Below are 16,916 nucleotides of genomic sequence, written 5' to 3' on the forward strand. Positions count from 1 at the left end.
CGCGCGGGCGTGGCTCGCGCCGTGGCCGAGTCTATGGGTGCGGCCGAAGCCGAACGCACAGCGAGACGTCGTTCGGCGAGGCGCGAGGGTGCGCGGACAACTAAGGTCACGTCCCAAAAACAGGGAGTACCGCGTGACCACACACACCGAAGCCCGCCCCTACCCGTTCGGGGAGCCGATCCGGCTCGATCCGCCGCCGCTCGCGGCGAAACTCCAACGCGAGGAACCGATTTCGCGCATCCTGCTGCCGTATGGCGGCGAGGCCTGGCTCGTCACCCGCTACGCGGATGTGCGCTCGGTGCTCAGCGACCCCCGCTTCAGCCGCGCCGCCACGGTGGGCCGGATGGATGTGCCACGGGTGCGGGAAACGCCTGCGCTGCCGAACATTCCGACCAGCATGGACCCACCGGAGCTGACCCGGCTCCGCAAACTCACCATGACCGCGTTCACCTCGCGCCGGGTCCAGCAGCTGCGCCCGCGCGCCGAACGCATCGTCGACGAGCTGCTCTCCGCCATGGAGGCCGCGGGCTCGCCCGCCGATCTCGTCGAGGCGCTGGCGTTGCCGCTGCCGGTCACCGTCATCTGCGAAATGCTCGGCGTCCCACCGCAAGACCAGCATCGCTTCCGCGATTTCTCCGACGCGATCATGTCCACCACCGCGGTCACCGACATGGAGCGCGCGATGGCGTACGCCGCCGTCGCGGGGTATCTGACCGAGCAGATCGCCGTACGCCGCGAACGACCGGCCGACGACTTGCTCGGCGCGCTGGTGGCGGCTCGGGACAACGAGGATCGGCTCAGCGAGGAGGAGCTGATCACCCTCGGCATCACCCTGCTGGTCGCCGGGCACGAGACCACGGCGAACCAGATCGCCAACTTCACCTACGTGCTGCTCACCGAACCGGGCGAATGGGACCGGCTGCACGCCGATCCCGGGCTGGTCCCGACCGCCATCGAGGAGCTGCTGCGCTACATCCAGGTCGGCAACGGCGGCGCGTTCCCCCGCATCGCCACCGAGGACATCGAACTCTCGGGCACGGTGATCCGCGCGGGGGAATCGGTCTTCGTCGATCTGCAGGCCGCCAACCGCGACGAGACGGTGTTTCCCGATCCCGGCACCCTGGATCTGACCCGGCATCACAACTCACACTTGACTTTCGGCCACGGATTCCATCACTGCGTCGGCGCGCAGCTGGCCCGCCTCGAACTGGATGTCACGCTCACCGCGATGCTACACCGATATCCGCAATTGCGCCTGGCGGTCCCGGCGGACGCCGTCGAATGGAAGAAGGGCATGCTGCTGCGTGGCCCGAAGGCGCTTCCGGTGGCCTGGTAGCCACCTGAATACACGCTGCCCAATACGATAAATCCGACTTATCGCAGCGCGACAACGGCATTGACAGACCAGTCTGTCCCCCCGCCCAGATCACACCGCCGCACCGGGACTGAATCGCTCTGAGCTGCAAGGCTGTTGAGAGTGACGGCTCACATTGACAGCATCAGCCAGGTCCCGATAGCGTGTTGCCATGACGTTGCGGGTCAGATGACCAACAGCGAACAATTGTCGGGGACGCGCTGTCGGGATTGATTTGTGACTATTTTTCAATGGGTTTCGCATTTGCGCGGAATGACATCATTTCAGTTTGGAAATACACTATGCCATCGGTGATCTCGGCCGTAGTCATCGATGAACTCATTCGCAATGGCGTGCAATGGTTCGTGTATTGCCCCGGGTCTCGGAACGGTCCGATCGGCTTCGAATTGGCGCGGCGCGCCCGGGCCGGGGAGATCGAATTCCAGGTCCGGCTGGACGAACGCTCGGCAGCCTTTGTGGCACTGGGCATCACGAAGGCGACCGGCCGTCCGGCGGTCGTGGTGACCACCTCCGGCACCGCGGTGTCGAACCTGCTACCCGCGGTCACCGAGGCCAACTACTCGGACCTACCACTGGTGCTGGTGACCGCGAATCGCCCGCCCGACGTGCTGGGCACCGGCGCGTCGCAGACGGTGGACCAGCCCGCGCTGCTCGCCTCGCAGACGCGTCACGTGCAGCAGACCTGGTCCGGCGGCCCGGTCGACGCGACCGCGAATGGCGTACTGCGGTCACAGGTTTGCCGCACCCTGGGTATCGGAACCGGCAAACTGATCGGCCGCCCCGGCCCGGTTCAGATCGACGTACCGCTGTCGTCCGGCCTGCCACCGCAGCCCGAAACCTCTTCTCCCGCAGGACGTCCCGGCGGCGTCCCGTGGATCGCCATGCCCGAGATCCCGGGTGCGGCGCACCCGGATGCGGTCGAGCTCGACCTGCGCCGGCCCACCCTGGTCATCGCCGGGGACGGCGCGGACCCGGCCGCGCTGCCGCCGCTGCCGGTGATGGCCGAGCCGACCGTGGCGGTCGGCGACCGGAAACGCCTGCACCCCTGGGTTCTCGACCAGGTGCGGCCCGAGCAGGTCGTGGTCTACGGCCGCCCGACCCTGCATCGCAATGTCGGCCGCCTGCTGGCCCGGCCGGGCGTGCGCACCGTACTCGTCGCCGGGGGCGGCGACTGGCTCTACGCCGCACCGGATATTGAGCTGCTGTCCCGGAATCCGCGCTGCACCGGCGATCCGGCGCCGGACTGGATCGAGGAACTCGAACACGCCGACGAGACCGTGCGCGACGCCTGGTCGCGGACGATGACCGAGCCCGCCAACCGCCGCACCGGCGTCGGTGTGGCGCACGCGGTGCTCGGGGCCCTGCGCCCCGGCGACCTGCTGTGGCTCGGCGCGTCCAACCCGATCCGCGACGTCTCGCTGACCGGCCTGATCCCGCCGGGCGTGGACGTGCTGTCCAATCGCGGCGTCGCGGGCATCGACGGAAACGTCAGTGCCGCGACCGGAGCCGCACTGGCCCACCCCGACCGGCAGGTCGTCGCACTGCTGGGCGACCTGACCTTCGCCTACGACGCGTCCGGATTGCAGACCGGGCGGCTGGAACGCATGCCCGCGAACCTGACCATCGTGGTGTCCAACGACGCCGGCGGCGGCATCTTCGAACTGCTGGAGCAGGGCGACGCCCGCTACAAGCGCGAGCCCTACGGCGACACCTTCGAACGGATCTACGGGACACCGCAGAACATCGACATCGCCCACCTGTGCCGCGCCTACGACGTCGCGCACACCACGGTCGAGATCGACGACCTGGCCGCGTCACTGGGCCGCGCCCGCCGGTCCGGCCGCCTGTCGGTGCTCGAAATCCCGGTCGCCCGAACCGATCTGCGTGATGTGCACGCCCGCACCCGCCAGGCGGTGGAGGCCGCGTTCGACGCGACCGCCGTCTCGGCGCTGAATCTCGAGCTGGAGCTGCACTCCTGATGCCACACCCGTCCGACGCCATACCACTGACTCCCCTGCTCGTCCCCGACGATCCCGACGCCGCGGTCGACACCATCCGCCGCGCCATCGAGCTCGCGTACCGCGGTGGCGAGGCCATCGCCCCGATCACCGATCCCGTGCAGGCGCAGGGGCTTCCGCCGACCGTGCCCGCTACCACCGCGGTGGTGCTGTCCACCTCCGGTTCCAGCGGTGTCCCGAAGCGAACCCTGTTGTCCCGCACCGCCTTGTCCGCCTCGGCGCAGGCGAGTTCGGAGCGGCTCGGCGGCACGGGCGACTGGCTGCTGTGCCTGCCGGCGGGATTCGTCGCCGGCTTCCAGGTGATCTCGCGGGCCACACTCGGCGGCACGCGGGTGACGACGCTGCCCGGCGGCCACTTCGATCCCGCCGCGTTCGCGGCCGCGGCCCTGCGTCTGCCCGCCGGTCGCCGCTACACCTCACTGGTCCCCACCCAGGTCACCCGGCTGCTCGCCGACGCCGAATCCCGAACCGCCCTGGCGGTTTTCGACAAGATCCTGATCGGCGGCGCGCGCCTCGACGACGAGACCGGCCGTGTCCTGCGCGAGCTGACCGACGCCGTGGTCACCTACGGCATGACCGAGACATGCGGCGGCTGCGTCTACGACGGCACGCCGTTGCGGGGTGTGCGGGTCGAGATCATCGACGGCATAATCCATCTCGGCGGCAGCGTGGTCGCCGACGGCTATCTCGATGTCACCGGCGAGCAGCCCTTCTACCGCGAGGGCGGCACCCGCTGGTACCGCACCTCGGACCGCGGGCACTGGTCGCAGGAGCTGCTGGTGCCCACCGGCCGTGTCGACGACCTGATCAATACCGGCGGCGTGAAGGTTTCCGCGGTCGCGATCGAACAGGCCCTGACCGGCGTGCCGTGGATCGAGTCCGCGGTGGTCATGGGCGTGCCCGACCGCGAGTGGGGCGAGCTCGTGGGCGCGTATCTGGTGACGCGCCACTCGATTCCGGACCGCGACCTGGAGCCGCTGCGCGAGCGCGTGCGGCAGCGGCTGGGCCGGGCCGCGGTGCCCAAGCGCTTCGTTCTCGGCGCCGAGCTGCCGTTGCTGGCGAACCAGAAGATCGACCGCCGCGCCGTGCGCGACCGACTGACCACCACCGAATCGGAGCACTCCCATGCATGATCCCGTGCGATTCCGCCTGGCCGGCGCGAACGGCCCGGTAGGCCTGGACGGGCCCCTGATCTGCTATCACAATCTCGCCGAGGCGGAGGCCGCGGTGCGGGCGGGCGCCTACGGCAATGTGGTGGCCGGCGCGATCCCGTTCGACACCGAGCTCGCCGAGTCCTCGCTGTACCTGGGCTGGCGGACCACCACACCGGACCGGAGCCCCCGGCGTCCCGGGCCGCGTCCGGAGTTCCGCGCCGACGTCGAGTTCAACGACGCCGCGATCGCGGACTATCTGCGCCACATCGACGACGCGCTGGCCCTGTTGCGCGCCACCGAGCCCGAGCTGGAGAAGATCGTCATCTCGCGCTGCGAGCGCTATTTCTACGACGGCGTGGTCGATCCGCTCGCCCTGTTCGATCGGATCACCGAGCTGTACCCGAACGCGCGCAGCTACTTCGTCGAGCACCTCGACCACCCGGGCGTGTACACGATGGGCGCGAGCCCGGAGCTGTTCCTCGCGAAGTCCGGGGCCACCCTCACCATGACGCCGCTGGCCGGAACGGTGCTGCGCGACACCCGGCTGCCCGAATCCGCGGACCGCGAACGCGCCCGCGCCCTGCTGTTCGACGACAAGTACCTGGCCGAGCACCGGCACCTGGTCGACTTCATGGTGAAGGGCCTGTCCGCGTTCTGCCCCGACCTCGACTATCCCGACGATCCCGAACTGGTGACCGCTCCGGGCCTGTGGCACTTGGGAACTCCCATCACCGCCCGCCTGCTCGACGCCGACGTCCCGGTGACCGACCTGGTCGCCGCACTGCACCCCTCCCCCGCGGTGTGCGGCGTGCCGCAGGCCGCATCGCGGCGGATGATCGCCGGCTACGAACCGGCCCGCGCCTACTACGGCGGCCTGGTCGGCTGGATCGACAGCGCCGGCGACTGCGAGTTCCACATGGCGCTGCGCGGACTCGAATTGGATTCGCACCGCAGCGATCTCACGCTGCGCACCGGCGGCGGCGTGGTGTCGCGCAGCCGGATCGACACCGAGTTCGCCGAGACCTCGGCCAAGCTGGCGACCATGCGCCGGGTGCTGGGGATCCCGTGATGCGTGACGCGGTCATCGTCGCGGCGGTACGCACGCCGATCGGACGGGGAAAACAAGGCGGCGCGCTCGACGGCGTGCACCCGGTGGACCTGATGGCGCACAGCCTGCGCGCCGTGGTCGAACAGGCCGGCATCGATCCGGCGCTGATCGACGAGGTCATCGGCGGCGTGGTCAGCCAGGTCGGCGAACAGGCCACCAATGTCACCCGCCGCGCCTCGCTGGCGGCCGGATTCCCGGAATCGGTGCCCGCCAGCACCATCGACCGGCAGTGCAGCGCCAGCCAGCAGGCGCTGCGCTTCGCCGCGCACGCGGTCATCGCCGGGGACTGCGACCTGGTGGTGGCCACCGGCGTGGAGTCGGTGAGCCGGATTCCGATGGGCACCAGCCTGCTCGACGTGGACAATCTCACCGGATCGGCGTTCCTGGAGCGCTATCCGCAGGGCGTGCCGTGGCAGGGCATCAGCGCCGAACTCATCACCGCGCGTTGGGGATTCGGACGCGGTCAGCTCGACGACTACGCGCTCGAGAGCCATCGCCGCGCCGCCGAGGCCACGAAGCGGGGCGGATTCGACGCCGAACTGACCCCGCCGATCAACGGCCTGGCCCGCGACGAGACCATCCGATTCGACGCCTCCGCGGCCGGGCTGGGCGCGCTGTCGCCGTCGTTCTACAACGAGGCCATCGCCCAGCGGTTCCCGGAGATCGCCTGGCACATCACCGCGGGCAATGCCAGCCAGCTCGGCGACGGCAGCGCGGCGGTGCTGGTCACCACCAGCGAACACGCCAAGCGACTCGGGCTCACCCCGCTGGCCCGGATCCGCAGCCACATCGCGGTCGGCGACGATCCGTTCCTCATGCTGACCGCCGTGGTGCCTGCGACCGAAAAGGTGCTCAAGCAAACGGGACTGACGCTGGACGACATCGATCTCATCGAGATCAACGAGGCGTACGCCAGCGTCGTACTCGCGTGGGCGCGCGAAACGGGTGCCGACCTCGACCGGGTCAACGTCCACGGCGGCGCGATCTCGCTCGGGCATCCGCTCGGGGCCAGCGGAGTGCGGCTCACCGCCACCCTGGTGCACGCACTGCACGAACGCGGCGGCCGCTACGGCCTGCAGACCATGTGCGAATCCGGCGGTCAGGCCAATGCCATGATCCTGGAAGCACTCTGACGCGGCCCGCACATCGCGCGCCGTGCCCCGCTCAGTGCGCGGCGCGGGCGGCGGCCAGGATCGCGGCGATCGCCGGGTCGCCCGCCGCGACCTCGGCGAACGCCGTGGCGAGGGTGTCCTCGTAGGTGGTGCGGGCTTCCCGGTAGCGGTCGCGTCCGGCGTCGGCGAGCACGGTGTACACCCCGCGCTTGTCGTCGGGACACAGGTCGCGGTAGGTGAAGTCGGCCGCGTTCAGGCGACCGACCAACCGGGTCACCGAACTCTGGTTGAGCCCGAGCTTGTCGGCGAGTTCCTGCATGCGCAGCTCGCTGTCAGGGGCCTGATCGAGGAAGCTCAGCGCCCGGTACTCCGACAATCCGAGCCCGTGACGACGCTGCAGGGCCGTCGCGAGGCGGCTCTCCACCTGCGCGTGCAGGATCAGCATGCGGTTCCAGAGTTGGGCGTCCGCACCGGTTTTCACGCTCTTCGCCTGCGACGGCATCGACTCACTCCCTCGATCTGGCGGTGTCCGGACGAGACGTCGGCCACCGGGGCTTGACACAAGTTTACATGTACATGCATGCTCTTCTTCGCGAGCATTTACTTGCACGTACATACAATCACATGAAGGGTGCAGCTCCCATGGCTTGGGTCTATCTGCTGATCGCGTCCGTGTTCGAGATCGTCTTCGCACTGGCGACCAACGCCACCCACGGGTTCACCGTCCTGGGCCCGTCCCTGCTCACCGCGGCGGCCGCCGCGGGCGGGATCTTCTTCCTCAGCCTGGCCCTGAAATCCCTCGACGTCGGCGTCGGCTACACGGTGTGGACCGGCATCGGGTCGGTCGGCACCGTGCTGTTCGGGGCGGCGGTGTTCGGCGAGGAGTTCACCCCGGCCAAGGTCGTGGCCTTCGTGCTCATCATCGGCGGCGTCGTGGGGTTGAAGATCGCCGACAAGCTCACCGGCGCTCCCGCCTGATTCGACGACTCACCTTCCCGTTCCACCCTTTTCGAGGAGAAACCGTCATGTCCTGGGTATACCTGCTCATCGCCGCCGTCTTCGAGGTCGCCTTCGCACTCGGCACCAATGCCACCAAGGGGTTCACCCGCCTGTGGCCGTCGGTATTCACCCTGGCCGCCGCGGCGGCGGGAATCTACACGCTCAGTCTCGCCCTGCGCACACTCGATGTCGGGGTGGGGTACACGATCTGGACGGGCCTCGGCTCGATCGGCACCGTCGTCCTGGGCGCGCTCATCTACAAGGAGAAGATCAACGCGCCCAAGGTGATCGCCTTCGGGTCGATCATCGCCGGGGCGCTGGTGCTGCGACTGGCCGCCTGACCTACCCGAGCAGGTAGGCCGGGGTGCTCGGCGGGCCGGACTTGGTCACGAACTCGTGGCGCAGGCGGTGGAACGGCGAGGCGGGATCGAACACCTCCTCGGTGAGGTGTTGGAGCTCCTCGGAGCGGTACGCCGCCAACGGTTTCACCGCCTCGTCGGCCGCGCGTCGGCGCTGCTTCTCCCGGATGCGGACGGGCAGCTCGGGGTCGGCGGCCAGGGCGGCGGCCGCGTGCCGGACCCAGGTGCGGAACTCCGCGGGATCGCCGGGCACCGCGTGATCCACCAGGCCCAGCGCGGCGGCGGCGCGGGCGCCGATCGGGAGCGCCTCTCCAGTCAGGCGATCCGCGCACGCCGCGCCCACCCGGCGGGGCAGGGTGTAGGTCCAGTATTTCGAACCGCGCAGGCCCGACACGCGGTAATGCGGGTTCAGCACCACCGATTCACGGCACCAGACCTCATCGGCGGCCAGGGCCAGCATCACGCCGCCGGCGGCGGCATTACCGGGCAGCGCGGAGATCACGAGCTTGTCGGTGGTGGTCAGGACGGCCTCGACGAGGTCGTTGAAAGCGTTGATATTGCGCCAGGATTCGGCGGCGGGGTCGGGGGCCGCCTCGATCACATTGAGCTGGATGCCATTACAGAAGAAGTCTCGGGCCGGGCCGAGGACCAGCACCTTCACCGCGCGGGTGCACGCCTGACGGTAGGCCGCCAGCAGGCGTTCACACTGGCGGGTGCTCAGAGCGCCACCGGCATAGGTGAATCCGAGGTAGCCGACCTCGTCGTATTCGTAGTAGCGCAGTTCCGACCAGGTGACGCGCACGGCGGCTTCGCAAGGACTCACCGGCACGTCGGGAATATCGGCGAGCAACTCGGGGCCGAGCACGTCGGTGGCGGGCAGTTTGAACGTCGGCGGGCCGTCGGGATGCGGGTGGGCCCGCAGCTGCGGGATCCACACCGCGCCGTCGACGGTGGCACGGCAGATCGCGCCATCGCGCGTGGCGATCACCGTGCCCGGAACGCCACGCAGCCGGTCCTCCAGATGACCTCCGTAGAGGAAGTACTCGCCGCCGTACAGCTCGTCGAGCACGCCCGGATTCGAGTCGGCGGCACGGAGTTTGCGTAGCACCGTCGTGGTGCTGTCGTGAGCCCAGTCGATGCGTCGGAAGTACTGGGCGTAGCGCGGGTGCGGCGGCGCGGTCACCTCGGTGCGCGGGTCGATCGGTGCGGCGCCGTGCTGTTCGAACCGGTCCAGCGCGCGCAGCAGGGCGGCCACCGCGGCGTCGGCGACCTCGGTGCGGTACAGCTCGCTCTTGGAGCACATGCGCATCGGGAACGATTCCGATGCCCAGACCGGACCCAGGCCGGACGCGTCACCGGCGCGCTGCACGGTGACGCTCCACGACGCGGCATTGGTGCCGATCGCCCAATCCAGTGACGACGGACCGTGATCGCCTTCCGGCCCCGGCCGCACGACCAGCACCACGTGCCGGGCGCGCAGGTCCGCCGGGACCGGTTCGGCGAGCATGAGCCCGACGATGAGGTCGGGCCCGAAAGCCGCCGCCCCGGCCCTGATCGCGTCGTCACCGAGCGCCAGTTCCACCCCGATGAGATGACCCCGCTCGGCCAGCTCGATCCGGATGCGCTGCGTCAGGCTGTCGAAAGCGTCGGCCACGAGCAGGATTCGCATCGGACTTCTCCCCTTGAAACACGGCTCAGCGTTGAGCCAGCTAACTATTTCCATCTAGAAATAACTGATGAAACAGCGCTTGACAAGTTTCGGGATCAAGCTGTTACCAACGGAAATTCAGAAAGGAAGCACTCCGCCTCTTCCGTTGGATCAACGCAATCAGGGTGGTTCAGCACACAATTGGTTAATACATCAACAGCTGGTCGGAACCGGATCCCCGCGGAAACGCGACTCCACGTAGTTCCAGGCATCCGGGAAACCCGCCACCGCCGTGGTCATGTGCTCGGCGATCTCGAAGGGCCGGAACATCACCGGCGCGCCCGCCTTGCAGTAGCGGTCGGCCACCTCGGCCACCGGATCGAACGACGTCAGCTCGTCGAACCGGCCCTGCCAGAAGTAGGTCGGGGCGCCAGGGACAGCGGTGTCGTAGCGCAGGCTGTTCTCACGCAGTACCTCGTGCGCCACCGGGCTGTCCATCAGGCTCTTGGAGGCGGCCATCTGCTCGGCATTGCGGAAGATGCCGTGGAACAGCAGGAAGCGACGGCAGGCGTCGTGGGTGAACTCGCGGAACCACAGGCCGTTCTCATTGAGTTGATCCGAGATCGGCAGGCGGTCCGGGTATTCGCGCTCCAGGCCCATGGCCGCGGCGAAGGCCAGGCCGAAGCCCGGATGCGGGGCGAAGCCCAGCGACAGCGCCATCTGCTCCAGGTCGGCCGGGATGCCGCCCGCCACCACGGCGTCCAGCTTCAGGTCGGGGGCGTACTCGGGCTGCATGGCCCCGGCCCACGCGGTCGCCATGCCGCCGCCGGAGTACCCCGCCAGCGCCACCGGCGAATTGCCCAGACCCAGCTCGGCGACCTTGCGGACCGCCTTCACGCTGTCCAGGGTGACCATGCCGCTCAGCTTCGCCGCGCCGTAGGCCACGTTCGGGCCCAGGTAGTCCGGCATGGAGATGGCCCAGCCGCGGCCGATCGGCAGCATGGCGCCGGCGCCGTCCTGCAGTTCGCCGTTGAACAGCGAGCGCGACGGGTTGCACTGCGAGCCCAGGGAATTGATCAGGGCCTGGTAAGAGACCAGCGGCGGGTTCTTGACGCCCTTGGGCATCAGCACCGTGGTCATGCCCAGGATCGGCCGACCCTGGGAATTGGTGGAACGGAAGGCGACCTGCCAGCCGTCGGTGCCCACGTACAGGCCCGGGTCGATGCGCCGGGTGCGGACCACGTCACCGGGCGAGAAACCGCCCAGGTCGGCGGGCGGGCTGTAGAAAGGATCGGGATCCTGTGTGGGATAAAGGGGTTGAGCCGATACGGGGGCGCACACCGACCCCGCGGTCAGGATGCTCAAAGCCAGGACCACCGCCCTGGCGGATCTTGCGAACAACGACGTTCCCTCACACTTCAGCCGTTCGAGTCTCGCGCCCCGACTGCACGGCGAACGAACGGTCGACCAACAAGCAACGGATTGGCATGCGGCACAGCCGCGCCCATGAACCGGAAGAGGACAGACAGCAAGCCTCTCGCGAATCGTCCAGTGACGCTACAGCTAACCTGGTCTAACGTCCAGAGTTACGGACAAACCAGGCACGAACTGTCAGCGGGCAGTCCCACTCAGTAGACGATCGAGTCCACCGATGAGGAAAACTACCTGATCCTCGTATAAGTCCGATAATTCCTGCGCGGGTGGAGGAGTCGTGGCCGGGTGCCAGTCGTCGGCACGACTGAGCGCCTGCAGGAAGCCCATGAGCGCAATGGCCCAGCGGGCTTCCAGGCGATCGGGATCCGAGGCCGGGAAGGCGCGGCGCAGCTGGACGTGCAACTGATCGGGCAGGTCCTGCTCGGCGGTCGTCAGCGCCGGATGCGAGACCAGCGAGAGCTGGGTGACGATCTTGATCCACCGCATGCCGCGAGTCCGATGCGCCAGCAGCAGGTCTCGATACGGCTCGGTGACCGCGCGCACCAGCGTCTCCGCGGTCGGCGGCTCCGGGCGCGCCGCCAGCGCGTCGGCATTGGCGCGAATGCGGTCACGCACCGCGGCGCCCAGATCCAGCAGCACCGCGGCGATCAGATCGTCCTTGGTGCCGAAGTGGTAGTTGACCGACGACGGACCCAGACCGGCCGCGGCATTGACCGCGCGCACCGACACCGCGTCCACACCCTGGGCGGCGAACAGGCGCTCGGCGGTCTTCACCAGCCGGGTGCGGGTCGCATTGCCCTGGCGGTTCTGCATCGGGACGGTCACGCCACGAGCTTCGCACATCGGCGCGGCGGGCCCGTCAGCACGGGGTGCACAACTGGATCGACAGACCGATTTCCGGACACCGAAACCGCCCATTATCGGGGCGCGATCAGTGCTTCCACCTGAGTTTTCGAATCATGCCCACTCACCGGGACGACCACATTTCTGGATCACTTGATCCAGGTTTACTCGGGGAACCGCTCCGGGCGACGAAGCCCGGCGCACTGGGTAAGGAGATCCCGCATGTGGACCGCTGAATCGATGAAGTTCGGGGCGTTCCTGGCCCCGTACCACCCCCTCGACGCCGACCCGGCCCTCCAGCTGCGGCGCGACATCGATCTCATGGAACACCTCGACCACCTCGGCTTCGACGAGGCCTGGATGGGCGAGCACCACTCCACCGGCGCCGAGATCGTGCCCGCGCCCGACGTTTTCATCGCCGCCGCCGCCGAACGCACCGAACGCCTGCGCTTCGGCACCGGCGTCATGTCGCTGCCCTACCACCACCCGCTGGTCACCGTGGACCGCATCACCCAGCTCGACCTGCAGACCCGCGGACGGCTCATCTTCGGCACCGGGCCCGGCAAGATCCCGCTCGACGCGCACATGATGGGCATCAACCCCTCCGACCAGCGCCGCCGCCAGGGCGAGGCCCTGGACGCGATCCTGGCGCTGCTGCGCGGCGAGGTCGTCAATATGACCACCGACTGGTTCACCCTGCGTGACGCACGCGCCCAGCTGCCCACCTACGATCCGGCCGGGATCGAGGTCGCCACCGCCTCCACCATCTCCCCCAACGGGTCGGTCCTGGCCGGCACCCACGGGCTGTCGCTGCTGTCGCTGGCCGCCAGCTCCCCCATGGGATTCGAAGTGCTGGACCGCAATTGGGGCGTCTACGAGAAGGCGTGCGCCGAACACGGGCACATCGCCGACCGCTCGCGGTGGCGGCTGGTCAACCCGATCTTCCTGGCCGAGACCCGCGAGGAGGCCGAGCGCGCGGTGAGCCGGCGCATCGGATCCATGGCCGCCTACGTGAACCGGCAGACCGGCGAGAACCCCGCCTGGGCCGACACGCCCAAGGGCATCATCGACCAGTGGCGCAATGACAACCTCGGCGAATTCGGGCAGGCCATCATCGGCACGCCCGACGAGGCCATCGAGCGCATCGAGAAGCTGATCGAGAAGACCGGCGGCTTCGGCACCATGCTCGTGCTGCACGTGGACATGGCGAGCTGGGAGGACACCAAGCGCAGCTACGAGCTGTTCGCCTCGGAGGTGATCCCGCACTTCAAGAATCGCAACCGCCGCCGCGAGGACAGCCTGCAGTACGCCGCCGACAACCGGGAACTGCTGATCGGGCAGCTGGTCACCGCGATCACCAAGGCCCACACCGACTACTACGGCGAAGCCGCCGCGACGGGAGCCTGACACCATGCGCGCCACACAGTTTCTGAACGGCGAGTTCACCGCTACCGAGGTGGCCGAGCCGCCCGCCCTCGGACCCGGCCAGCTGCGCATCGCGGTCGCCGCGTGCGGCATCTGCGGCAGCGACCTGTCGATGTCCAAGGACCCCTGCCGATTCGTGCAGGTAGCCACCGACAGCGGGTATCCGCTGGCGACCTTCGACACCGAGCGGCCGGTGGTGCTCGGGCACGAGTACGCGGGCACTGTCAGCGAGATCGGTTCCGGTGTCACCGATTTCGCGGTCGGGGACCGGGTCGCCGGGATCGGGCTGGCCACCGAGACCGCCACCGGGATTCCGACGATCATCGGCTACTCCAACGACTATCACGGGGCGTTCGGCGAGAGCATCGTGGTGGACTCGTGGTGGGTGCGGCACGTGCCCGACGAGTTGTCGCTCGAGCACGCCACCTTGGCCGAGCCGCTGCACGTGGGCGAGATGCATGTGCAGCAGTCGGGGCTGACGCCCGAGGACTCGGCGCTGGTGATCGGCTGCGGGACAATCGGGCTCGGGGCCATCATCGCGGCGAAGGCGCGCGGGGCGCGGCTGGTGGTCGCCTCCGAACCCTCGCCCAAGCGCCGCGAGCTGGCGCGGGCGGTCGGCGCGGACATCGTGGTCGATCCGAACGAGCAAGATCCGATCACGGCCTGGATGACGGCGGTGGCACAGCAGGATTCGGTCGTCGGCCAGTCCGGCACCGGCATTCTCATCGCCTTCGAATGCAGCGGGCGCGCCGGAATCCTCGGCACCCTCATGCGGACCATGCCGTTCAATTCACGCATCCAGGTGGTGGCCGCGCCGTTCGCGGACGAGCCGATCATTCCGGTGGTGGGCCAGTTCCGGCGGATCGCCATCAATTTCGGGCACGGTCCGTACGAGAACGCCTACGAGATCACGTTGGAGCGACTGGCGGCCGGGCAGATCGACGCCGAGGCGATCATCACCGGCCGCGTCGGGCTCGACGGGGTAGCCGAGGCGTTCACCGCGCTGCGGGACCCGGAGGAGCACGTGAAGATCCTGGTGCTGCCGGGTCGCTGAACTGCCGGTCCCGTCCGATCCGGGGGTGGAGGGCGACATGGGTTGGGGCCCTCCACACCGGGATTGGCTAATGCCCAGCGATTTTGCGACAAAGCGCCCCGGAGCGGGTCCGCCAGTTCCGACACGTGACAGGTTATTCTGGCGAAATGTCGGCAAACAATGCTGTTGGGGAGGACGTGGCGAGTACGGGCGAGGCCCAGGTGATTGCCCTGTGCAATCAGAAGGGCGGCGTCGGAAAGACCACCTCGACGGTCAATTTAGGTGCCGCGCTTGCCGAGTGCGGGCTGCGGGTCCTGTTGGTCGATCTCGACCCGCAGGGCGCGCTGTCGGCGGCGCTCGGCGTGGCCCACCACAACCTGGAATTGACCGTCTACGACCTACTGAGCCCCAACGCTCCGCCCATCGACGATGTCGTGATCAAGACCGCCGTCACCAATCTGCATCTGCTGCCCAGCAATATCGACCTCTCCGCCGCGGAGATCCAGCTGGTCAACGAAGTCGGCCGCGAACACTCCGTGAGCCGCGTGCTGGACCCCGTCCGCGACCGCTACGACTACATCCTCATCGACTGCCAGCCGTCGCTGAGCCTGCTCACCGTGAACGCCCTGGCCTGCGCCGACGGCGTCATCATCCCCATGGAGTGCGAGTTCTTCTCGCTGCGCGGCCTGGCCCTGCTCAACGACACCATGGAAAAGGTGCGCGAACGCCTCAACCCGCGTCTCGAACTGTCGGGAATCGTGGTCACCATGTTCGACTCCCGGCTGCTGCACTCGCGCCAGGTCCTCGACCGAGTCGCCGACACCTTCGGCGAACGCCTCTACGACACCATGATCTCGCGCACCGTCCGCTTCCCCGACTCCACCATCGCCGGCGAACCCCTCACCACCCTGGACCCCAAATCCAAAGGCGCCGAGCAATACCGCGAGCTGGCCCGCGAATTCCTCAAGCGCTCCGGCCGAGACGCGGCCCAGTCCTCACTGCCGTTTTCGCAGTAGGCGGGCCGTGCAATAACGGTGGTGCCGTGGTCTCCCCTCCGGAGCACGACACGCACCGGCTCAATAGTTGTCGCCGAAAGCGGCCCGCTGGGCGCGTTCCAGCCAGCCGCCGAACAGCCTGCCCAGCAAGGGAACCGGTACGCCCGCGGCATCGTCCGGACCGGCGACCGACAGCAGCCAGGCGGGCATGAAGCGCAGGGTCCACAGCGGGGCCGTACTTCGCATGTGGTTCTCGAAGCCCTTCCACATGGGCTCGTCGAGGACCGGGGCGAGGCGGCCGAGCAGTTCGCGTTCCTCGTCCGCGGCGTGCGCGGCGAGTTGACCGCGGACGGCGGTGGTGAGCTCGGACAGGCGGTTGGCCGCCGCGGAGTCGGAGACCGGCGTCGCGCCGAACTCCTGCCACGCGCTCAGCAGAGTGGCGAGCTCGGAGTGTTCCGCGGCAAGGATTTCCAGGGCCTGTTCATCGGCGCCGGCGTCACGCAGGCGCGGCCACAGGAACTCGTCCTCGCCCTCGTGGTGATGATGGATCACCGTGGCAAGCTTGCCCAGGTATTCCGCCAGCGCCTTGGCGCGCACCGGATTCGGCGTCGCCGCCAGGTCCAGGGCGGTCCGCTGGACCCGATCCAGATCTCGAATCATGGCCCGGTGAGCCAGAAGCATGGTCTTGTGACCTCGGGGCAGGCCGGCAACGGATGACACGGGCATGATGGCTCCTCGACGTGTGGCAGTGACGCCACGTCCCGACGCTACACTACATTCATAGTGTCGGACACTACAGGCATAGTGTAAGGAGGAGTGATGTCCCGCCGGGAGCAGGTACTGAACGCGGCGATCGAGGTCCTGGCGACCGAAGGCCCCCGAGGGCTCACCTTCCAGGCCGCCGACAAGGCCGCCGCCGTCCCCGCCGGCACCGCCTCCAACTCCTTCCGCACCCGCGACGCCCTCCTCCTGGGCATCGTCACCCACCTCGCCGAACTCGACCGCCACGACTGGGAAGTCGTCAGCGGCCTACTCCGCCCCGACACCCCCGCCGCCCTCGTCGAAGCCCTCACCGCCGTCACCCGCCACGCCCTGGGCCCGGCCCGCAGCCGAACCCTGGCCCGCTACACCCTCTTCCTCGAAGCCGTCGCCAACCCCGACCTCCTCGAACCCCTGGCGATCGCCCGCACCACCATCACCACATGGCTCGCCCCCTGGCTCGAACGCCTCGGCTCCCCCACCCCCGCACCACACTGCCGCACCCTCCTCGACCACCTCGACGGCCACATCCTCCACCAAATCACCTGGCCGGAACCGATATTCGACCCCGAACCGGGAATACGAGCACTGGTGCACGGGCTACTGCCCAACCCCTGATAGCGCCAAAACATCAGGGTGGAAACACATTCCGCC

Annotated in this window: 16 protein-coding genes; 11 read left to right on the plus strand and 5 right to left on the minus strand. The window is 68.5% G+C overall.

The window, feature by feature from the left end:
* The first annotated feature begins 133 nt into the window (after positions 1-133).
* The 5 genes from ACQPYY_RS21885 to ACQPYY_RS21905 all read left to right on the plus strand — a co-directional run bounded on the left by ACQPYY_RS21885 (position 134) and on the right by ACQPYY_RS21905 (position 6,788).
* Complete coding sequence (locus ACQPYY_RS21885) at positions 134-1,336, plus strand: cytochrome P450 (protein WP_433590807.1); 1,203 nt, start codon at positions 134-136, stop codon at positions 1,334-1,336.
* 329 nt (positions 1,337-1,665) lie between these two features.
* Positions 1,666-3,354 carry a 2-succinyl-5-enolpyruvyl-6-hydroxy-3-cyclohexene-1-carboxylic-acid synthase gene (gene menD / locus ACQPYY_RS21890; RefSeq protein ID WP_433590808.1) on the plus strand — a complete coding sequence of 563 codons (1,689 nt, stop codon included), beginning with the start codon at positions 1,666-1,668 and terminating at the stop codon, positions 3,352-3,354.
* Positions 3,354-4,526 carry an AMP-binding protein gene (locus ACQPYY_RS21895; RefSeq protein WP_433590809.1) on the plus strand — a complete coding sequence of 391 codons (1,173 nt, stop codon included), beginning with the start codon at positions 3,354-3,356 and terminating at the stop codon, positions 4,524-4,526. The genes menD and ACQPYY_RS21895 overlap by 1 nt, the downstream gene beginning before the upstream one ends.
* Entirely contained in the window at positions 4,519-5,616 is a 1,098-nt protein-coding gene (locus ACQPYY_RS21900; RefSeq protein ID WP_433590810.1) for a chorismate-binding protein, read from the plus strand. Before ACQPYY_RS21895 ends, ACQPYY_RS21900 begins: the two co-directional genes overlap by 8 nt.
* Positions 5,616-6,788 (plus strand): thiolase family protein, encoded by a 1,173-nt coding sequence (locus tag ACQPYY_RS21905; protein WP_379104745.1) that lies wholly within the window; start codon positions 5,616-5,618, stop codon positions 6,786-6,788. The genes ACQPYY_RS21900 and ACQPYY_RS21905 overlap by 1 nt, the downstream gene beginning before the upstream one ends.
* Positions 6,789-6,819: 31 nt before the next feature.
* Here the strand turns inward: ACQPYY_RS21905 and ACQPYY_RS21910 are convergent, their stop codons facing one another.
* Positions 6,820-7,269, minus strand: coding sequence for a MarR family winged helix-turn-helix transcriptional regulator (locus ACQPYY_RS21910; protein WP_379104748.1), 450 nt, complete (start codon positions 7,267-7,269; stop codon positions 6,820-6,822).
* A gap of 140 nt (positions 7,270-7,409) precedes the next feature.
* On the opposite strand from ACQPYY_RS21910, the gene ACQPYY_RS21915 reads away from it, so the two are divergent.
* Positions 7,410-7,745 carry a DMT family transporter gene (locus ACQPYY_RS21915; RefSeq protein ID WP_433590811.1) on the plus strand — a complete coding sequence of 112 codons (336 nt, stop codon included), beginning with the start codon at positions 7,410-7,412 and terminating at the stop codon, positions 7,743-7,745.
* 47 nt (positions 7,746-7,792) lie between these two features.
* Positions 7,793-8,107, plus strand: a complete 315-nt coding sequence (locus ACQPYY_RS21920; protein WP_379104754.1) for a DMT family transporter — start codon at positions 7,793-7,795, stop codon at positions 8,105-8,107.
* Position 8,108: 1 nt separating this feature from the next.
* Here ACQPYY_RS21920 and ACQPYY_RS21925 read toward each other — a convergent pair whose 3' ends face one another.
* The 3 genes from ACQPYY_RS21925 to ACQPYY_RS21935 form a co-directional block, all read right to left on the minus strand.
* Positions 8,109-9,794: an enoyl-CoA hydratase-related protein gene (locus ACQPYY_RS21925; protein ID WP_433590812.1), complete on the minus strand. Its 1,686-nt coding sequence runs from the start codon at positions 9,792-9,794 to the stop codon at positions 8,109-8,111.
* Between the two features lie 192 nt (positions 9,795-9,986).
* Complete coding sequence (locus tag ACQPYY_RS21930; RefSeq protein WP_433594700.1) at positions 9,987-11,150, minus strand: lipase family protein; 1,164 nt, start codon at positions 11,148-11,150, stop codon at positions 9,987-9,989.
* A gap of 234 nt (positions 11,151-11,384) precedes the next feature.
* Positions 11,385-12,032, minus strand: coding sequence for a TetR/AcrR family transcriptional regulator (locus tag ACQPYY_RS21935; RefSeq protein WP_433590813.1), 648 nt, complete (start codon positions 12,030-12,032; stop codon positions 11,385-11,387).
* Positions 12,033-12,272: 240 nt separating this feature from the next.
* Here ACQPYY_RS21935 and ACQPYY_RS21940 point away from each other — a divergent pair, with 240 nt between their 5' ends.
* The 3 genes from ACQPYY_RS21940 to ACQPYY_RS21950 all read left to right on the plus strand — a co-directional run bounded on the left by ACQPYY_RS21940 (position 12,273) and on the right by ACQPYY_RS21950 (position 15,524).
* Complete coding sequence (locus ACQPYY_RS21940) at positions 12,273-13,457, plus strand: LLM class flavin-dependent oxidoreductase (RefSeq protein WP_433590814.1); 1,185 nt, start codon at positions 12,273-12,275, stop codon at positions 13,455-13,457.
* Positions 13,458-13,461: 4 nt separating this feature from the next.
* Positions 13,462-14,529, plus strand: coding sequence for an alcohol dehydrogenase catalytic domain-containing protein (locus tag ACQPYY_RS21945; RefSeq protein ID WP_433590815.1), 1,068 nt, complete (start codon positions 13,462-13,464; stop codon positions 14,527-14,529).
* 146 nt (positions 14,530-14,675) lie between these two features.
* Entirely contained in the window at positions 14,676-15,524 is an 849-nt protein-coding gene (locus tag ACQPYY_RS21950) for a ParA family protein (RefSeq protein ID WP_433590816.1), read from the plus strand.
* Positions 15,525-15,584: 60 nt separating this feature from the next.
* Here the strand turns inward: ACQPYY_RS21950 and ACQPYY_RS21955 are convergent, their stop codons facing one another.
* Positions 15,585-16,229 carry a hemerythrin domain-containing protein gene (locus ACQPYY_RS21955; RefSeq protein ID WP_433590817.1) on the minus strand — a complete coding sequence of 215 codons (645 nt, stop codon included), beginning with the start codon at positions 16,227-16,229 and terminating at the stop codon, positions 15,585-15,587.
* Positions 16,230-16,322: 93 nt separating this feature from the next.
* Here ACQPYY_RS21955 and ACQPYY_RS21960 point away from each other — a divergent pair, with 93 nt between their 5' ends.
* On the plus strand, positions 16,323-16,880 hold the full coding sequence (locus ACQPYY_RS21960; protein WP_433590818.1) for a TetR/AcrR family transcriptional regulator: 558 nt from the start codon (positions 16,323-16,325) through the stop codon (positions 16,878-16,880).
* Positions 16,881-16,916 lie beyond the last annotated feature (36 nt).

Origin of the sequence: Nocardia sp. CA-145437, from assembly GCF_050956485.1 — a bacterium.
In the GTDB taxonomy this organism is placed as follows: Bacteria; Actinomycetota; Actinomycetes; order Mycobacteriales; family Mycobacteriaceae; genus Nocardia.

Excerpts from the sequence above, each read along its gene's own strand:
- ACQPYY_RS21940 (WP_433590814.1), top strand. The coding sequence starts at position 12,273 with ATGTGGACCGCTGAATCGATGAAGTTCGGGGCGTTCCTGGCCCCGTAC.
- ACQPYY_RS21910 (WP_379104748.1), bottom strand. The coding sequence starts at position 7,269 with ATGCCGTCGCAGGCGAAGAGCGTGAAAACCGGTGCGGACGCCCAACTC.
- ACQPYY_RS21950 (WP_433590816.1), top strand. The coding sequence starts at position 14,676 with ATGTCGGCAAACAATGCTGTTGGGGAGGACGTGGCGAGTACGGGCGAG.
- ACQPYY_RS21895 (WP_433590809.1), top strand. The coding sequence starts at position 3,354 with ATGCCACACCCGTCCGACGCCATACCACTGACTCCCCTGCTCGTCCCC.
- ACQPYY_RS21915 (WP_433590811.1), top strand. The coding sequence starts at position 7,410 with ATGGCTTGGGTCTATCTGCTGATCGCGTCCGTGTTCGAGATCGTCTTC.
- ACQPYY_RS21900 (WP_433590810.1), top strand. The coding sequence starts at position 4,519 with ATGCATGATCCCGTGCGATTCCGCCTGGCCGGCGCGAACGGCCCGGTA.
- ACQPYY_RS21955 (WP_433590817.1), bottom strand. The coding sequence starts at position 16,229 with ATGCCCGTGTCATCCGTTGCCGGCCTGCCCCGAGGTCACAAGACCATG.
- ACQPYY_RS21905 (WP_379104745.1), top strand. The coding sequence starts at position 5,616 with ATGCGTGACGCGGTCATCGTCGCGGCGGTACGCACGCCGATCGGACGG.
- ACQPYY_RS21925 (WP_433590812.1), bottom strand. The coding sequence starts at position 9,794 with ATGCGAATCCTGCTCGTGGCCGACGCTTTCGACAGCCTGACGCAGCGC.
- ACQPYY_RS21920 (WP_379104754.1), top strand. The coding sequence starts at position 7,793 with ATGTCCTGGGTATACCTGCTCATCGCCGCCGTCTTCGAGGTCGCCTTC.
- ACQPYY_RS21960 (WP_433590818.1), top strand. The coding sequence starts at position 16,323 with ATGTCCCGCCGGGAGCAGGTACTGAACGCGGCGATCGAGGTCCTGGCG.
- ACQPYY_RS21945 (WP_433590815.1), top strand. The coding sequence starts at position 13,462 with ATGCGCGCCACACAGTTTCTGAACGGCGAGTTCACCGCTACCGAGGTG.